The organism is Allofournierella sp. (assembly GCF_017889395.1).
Taxonomy (GTDB): domain Bacteria; phylum Bacillota; class Clostridia; order Oscillospirales; family Ruminococcaceae; genus Allofournierella.
This window is the reverse complement of sequence record NZ_JAGHKE010000126.1, coordinates 1-4,193: the sequence shown is the minus strand read 5'-3', so window position 1 is coordinate 4,193 and position 4,193 is coordinate 1. Positions and strand designations below refer to the sequence as shown.

The 4,193-nt window shown below is 64.8% G+C and carries 6 protein-coding genes; 2 read left to right on the top strand and 4 right to left on the bottom strand.

The window, feature by feature from the left end; genetic code table 11:
• From J7G73_RS12470 to J7G73_RS12455, 4 genes are all read right to left on the bottom strand, one after another.
• Nucleotides 1–274 (bottom strand): hypothetical protein (locus J7G73_RS12470; protein ID WP_291246497.1); only part of this gene is annotated, 274 nt, incomplete at its 3' end.
• Between the two features lie 16 nt (nt 275–290).
• Complete coding sequence (locus J7G73_RS12465) at nt 291–1,352, bottom strand: V-type ATPase subunit (protein ID WP_291246496.1); 1,062 nt, start codon at nt 1,350–1,352, stop codon at nt 291–293.
• A 3-nt stretch (nt 1,353–1,355) separates the two neighbouring features.
• Nucleotides 1,356–1,682 (bottom strand): hypothetical protein, encoded by a 327-nt coding sequence (locus J7G73_RS12460; protein ID WP_291246495.1) that lies wholly within the window; start codon nt 1,680–1,682, stop codon nt 1,356–1,358.
• Between the two features lie 277 nt (nt 1,683–1,959).
• Complete coding sequence (locus tag J7G73_RS12455; RefSeq protein WP_291246494.1) at nt 1,960–2,472, bottom strand: GNAT family N-acetyltransferase; 513 nt, start codon at nt 2,470–2,472, stop codon at nt 1,960–1,962.
• Between the two features lie 132 nt (nt 2,473–2,604).
• Between J7G73_RS12455 and J7G73_RS12450 the strand changes: the two genes are divergently transcribed.
• Nucleotides 2,605–3,738 carry an exonuclease SbcCD subunit D gene (locus J7G73_RS12450; protein ID WP_291246493.1) on the top strand — a complete coding sequence of 378 codons (1,134 nt, stop codon included), beginning with the start codon at nt 2,605–2,607 and terminating at the stop codon, nt 3,736–3,738.
• Nucleotides 3,735–4,193 (top strand): SMC family ATPase (locus J7G73_RS12445; RefSeq protein WP_291246492.1); only part of this gene is annotated, 459 nt, incomplete at its 3' end. The genes J7G73_RS12450 and J7G73_RS12445, both read left to right, overlap by 4 nt.

Here is a 4,193-nt window from a genome sequence, read left to right as displayed (position 1 = left end):
CCTCCAGCAATTGGCGCTGCCGGGGCGAGAATTCCTCGCAGGGATGGGTCAGCGGCAGGGAATCCTCCCCGGCATCCGCCTCCAGCCGGGCCACCAGAGCGGACCATTCGCCGCTGGTTTCCGGTGCGGCGTAGCCCGCCGCCGGATTCATGTTGTCCAGCGCCCGGGCGGGATGCACCGTGCCCTGGTCCAGGCAGCAGCGCTCGAGAAAATCCGTCAGCCGGCCGATGGGCCCGTTCACCCAGACCAGCTGCATTTTCGGTTCAAATAACATCGCTCGGCACCTCCCCTCAATCGCCCACGCCCACCAGCAGGGGGGCGATCTTTTCCGGCGGCAGGTGATAGCGGACACCCTCGATGATGTGGGTCAGGTTGGTCAGCTCGTTTTCCGCCAGAAAGATGTAGCAGAACAGCACCACGCTGGGGTCGGTGGAAAAGCGCAGCTTTTTCAGATGCCAGCGGTAGTCCAGCCGCTGCACCGCGTCCTCCACGCGGGTGAAGGAGGAGCCGAAGAACTCCCGGGCATAAGGAGTGCGGGCCAGCCGGTGCACAAAGTCCTCGCAGTCCGCCGCGTCCATCAAATAGAGCAGCTGTTTCTGGCTCATGTTGCTGTAGCCCACCGCCAGCCGGGGCAAAAGATACGCCCGGTCGGCGCCGATCATCTGCTTGAGCCGGTACATGTAGACGATGGCAGCCAGGTCGCTCTTGCGGCGCAGCAGGTAGTCCATGTCCTTTTTGGCGGCGCCGTGCAGCTTTTTGGCCACCAGCTCCTCCATGGTGTTGTAGATCAGCTGATCCAGCGCGGCCTGTACCTGCAAAACGCCGTCCTTATCCAGCACAAAGCCCGCCTTTTCGCAGAAGCTCATGAGGATGGGATGGTAAACCGTGCCCTCCACCACAGCGGTGAGGCTGGCCAGGTCCCGGGCGGAGGCCAGGGCGGCAGCGTCCAGCCTGGAATGGCGGCGGATGAACTGGGGCATCTGATACAGCCGCAGCGTCTCGCTGCCGGGGGCGGCCAGCTCCTGCAGACGGTTGGCAAGCGCCCGAACCTCCGCCTTTAGAATAAAGTAGCGGTAAAAATCGTGGCCGATGTTCATCTCGTACCGGCACAAGGCCGCGTACTGGTCGAACAGATTCTGCCGCAGCCGGACCTCCAGCTCCGCCCGGCGTACCCGGGTGGGGTCCGCGCCCTCCAGCGCGCGGGCATAGGCGGTGCGGCTTTTTAAATAGGTGATCACCTCCGGCAGATCCCGGCAGTTCATCAGCTGCTGGTAGTCCTGCCCGGTGAGGCGGCGGCCGTAAAGCGCGCGGCTTTTGGCCAGAATGGCATTGGAGGCCTGCGTGTTGCCCATGGCTTACGCCTCCCGCCCCAGCACCCGGTCGGTGATGGTTTTCACCCATTCCTCCCGTTTGTCCGCCCGGAGCTGCTCCATCCGGCTGAGGGCCTGCTGCTTGCCGGCCTCCAGTTTAGCCAGGCGTTCATCGGCCCGGGCCTGCTCCCTGGCGGAAAAGGCGTCCACCCGTGTGCGCATGGCGGCCATGATCTCGGCCTCCTGGCTGCGGGCTGCCTCGGTCAGGCGGGTCTGGGCGCCGCGCCGGTATTCCTCGGAGGCCTGGGTGCGCAGCCGCTCCTCCTCGTCCATCTTTAAAATTGCTCGCAGCAGTTCGTTGGTGGTGTTCATGCTAAGAGCTCCTTTCCCGCAGCAAAGGGCGCGGGCCGGACCAAAATGGCCCGGCCCGTGGCCCACAGGGCCGCGTTTGCGATGAAATTTTGATACTATTATAACGCTTTTTACAAGGGGTGGCAATGGGCATTTGAACAAATTAACTAAAAAATATTCTACATTTTTGAGAAACGATGGTTTAATATGCGGCAAACAGATAAAAATATGCGCTGCCGTCTTACCCTAAGTCGGGAAAAGGCGGCGGTGCGGTCACGGTTATAAAAAATTCAATTGGTCACAGCTCGATCCAGTATCGCTGAATGGTCATGCTTCCCATGAGCAGCTCGTCCTGCAAAACCGCCCCGCAGTGGAGCATGGTGCGGGCGGAGGCCACGTTGGTTTTCTCGCAGGTGAGCATCACCTGAAAAAGACCCAGGCGGCGGCATTCCTCCAGAGCCAGGGTGAGCATGGCGGTGGCGTAGCCCCGGCGGCGCAGGGCCGGGCGCACGCTGTAGCCGATGTGGCCGCAGTAGCGGCGCAGGTAGTCGTTCAGCCGGTGGCGGATGTCCACCATGCCCACCAGCTCCGGGCCGTCGAAGGCCAGGAACACGCTGGTGGCCACGCAGCCGGGGCGGGCGGTCTCGTCGCGGGAATTGTCGGCCACGAGGGCCATCCACTCGTCAAAGCCGCTGCACCAGGCAAGACCGGCCGAGCCGTCGATGGAGTCGCCGCTGTTCAAAAATTCCCGCCGGTAGGGTTCCACCAGCTGCCGGTGCTCGGGCCGGGGGGCTTCCAAACGCAGTTCCATCTTCTGTTCCCGCCTTTCCGTTTGGGTTTGCCCCTATGGTAGCACAGGGCGGCGGGGCTTTCAAGTGGGCGGCGGCTCTGGTATAATCAAGGCAGGCCCGCGATATGCGGCGCCAAAGAAAGGCAAAGAACCATGAAATTTCTGCATTTATCCGATCTGCATCTGGGGCGCAGGCTCTGCGAGGTGGATCTTTACGAGGACCAGCGGCACATCCTGAACCAATGCCTTGCCATGGCAACCGAGCACCAGGTGGACGGCGTGCTGGTGGCGGGCGATGTGTACGACCGCAGCGTGCCCACCGTGGGCGCGGTGGCGCTGCTGGATGAATTCCTCACCGGGCTGTGCCGGGCGAAGATCCCGGTGTATCTGATCAGCGGCAACCACGACAGCGCCGACCGGCTGGGCTTTGGCAGCCAGCTGCTGGCCGCAGGCGGGGTGCATCTGGCGGCGGTGTTTTCCGGCGGGCTGGAGCACTATGTGCTGGAGGATGCCTTCGGCCCGGTGCATCTGTGGGCGCTGCCCTTCATCCGGCCCAGCCAGGTGCGGGCCGCCCTGCCGCAGGAGACCATCGAGAGCTATACCGACGCGGTGGCCGCCCTGATCCGGGCCGCCGGGCCGGATTTTTCCGCCCGCAATCTGATCATGGCCCACCAGTTCGTGACCAGCGGGGGGAAGAGTCCCGAGACCTGCGACTCCGAGACGCTGAACCTGGGCACGCTGGACAATGTGGACGCGGCGGTGCTCGAGGGCTTTGACTATGTGGCTCTGGGGCACATCCACGGTCCCCAGCAGGTGGGGGCGGAGCACGTCCGCTACTGCGGCTCGCCGCTGGCCTATTCGGTGAGCGAGGTGCGCCACCGCAAGGCGGCGGTGCTGGTGGAGCTGGGCGAAAAGGGGGGTGTGCGCTGGCAGCCGCTGCCCTTTGCACCGCTGCGGCCGCTGCGCCGGGTGCAGGGCCCGCTGGAGGAGCTGATCGACAGCGCCGAGCCGGGCTGCGCGGACTTTGTCCATGCGGTGCTCACCGACCGGCAGATCCCGCCCAACGCCGCCGCCCGGATGCGCAGCGTTTACCCGAACCTGGTCAAGCTGGAGCTGGCGCCTCAGATCCCCACCGGGCGCAGCGAGGCCCAGCTGCGGGCGCGGCAGCTGCAGCGGGCGGGCCTTTTAGACCAGTTCGCGGATTTTTACCGGACCGTGCACGGCCAGCCCCTCAGTGAGGAGGAGCGGGCGGTGCTGGAGCCCATTTGCCGGGAGGTGGAAGCATGAGACCCTTGACCCTGACTTTGACCGCCTTCGGCGCCTATGCGGGCAGCCAGACCGTGGATTTTGAGGCCGCGGGCGCGGGTGGTTTGTTTCTGATCACCGGCGATACCGGCGCGGGCAAGACCACCCTGTTCGACGGGGTGTGCTATGCGCTCTTCGGCAAGCTTACCGGCCGGGTGCGCAGCGAGAAGATGATCCGCAGCGACTATGCGGACGATACCCTGGAGACCAGCGCTCAGCTGGTGTTTTTACATCGGGGCGAGCGGTGGCGCATCACCCGCCGCCCCGCCCCGACCCGCCGCAAAAAGCGGGGCGAGGGTACCACCGAGGTGCCCGCCACCGCCCTGCTGGAGCGGCTGGAGGGGGAGAACCCCGTCCCGGTGGCCGAGGGCAAGGAGAGCGTGGACGCGGCGGTGGAGGGGCTGCTGGGCATCCAGGTGGACCAGTTCCGCCAGATC

Bases quoted from the DNA above. Each gene is read 5' to 3' on its own strand.
- J7G73_RS12450 (WP_291246493.1), top strand. From the start codon at position 2,605: ATGAAATTTCTGCATTTATCCGATCTGCATCTGGGGCGCAGGCTCTGC.
- J7G73_RS12460 (WP_291246495.1), bottom strand. From the start codon at position 1,682: ATGAACACCACCAACGAACTGCTGCGAGCAATTTTAAAGATGGACGAG.
- J7G73_RS12455 (WP_291246494.1), bottom strand. From the start codon at position 2,472: ATGGAACTGCGTTTGGAAGCCCCCCGGCCCGAGCACCGGCAGCTGGTG.
- J7G73_RS12465 (WP_291246496.1), bottom strand. From the start codon at position 1,352: ATGGGCAACACGCAGGCCTCCAATGCCATTCTGGCCAAAAGCCGCGCG.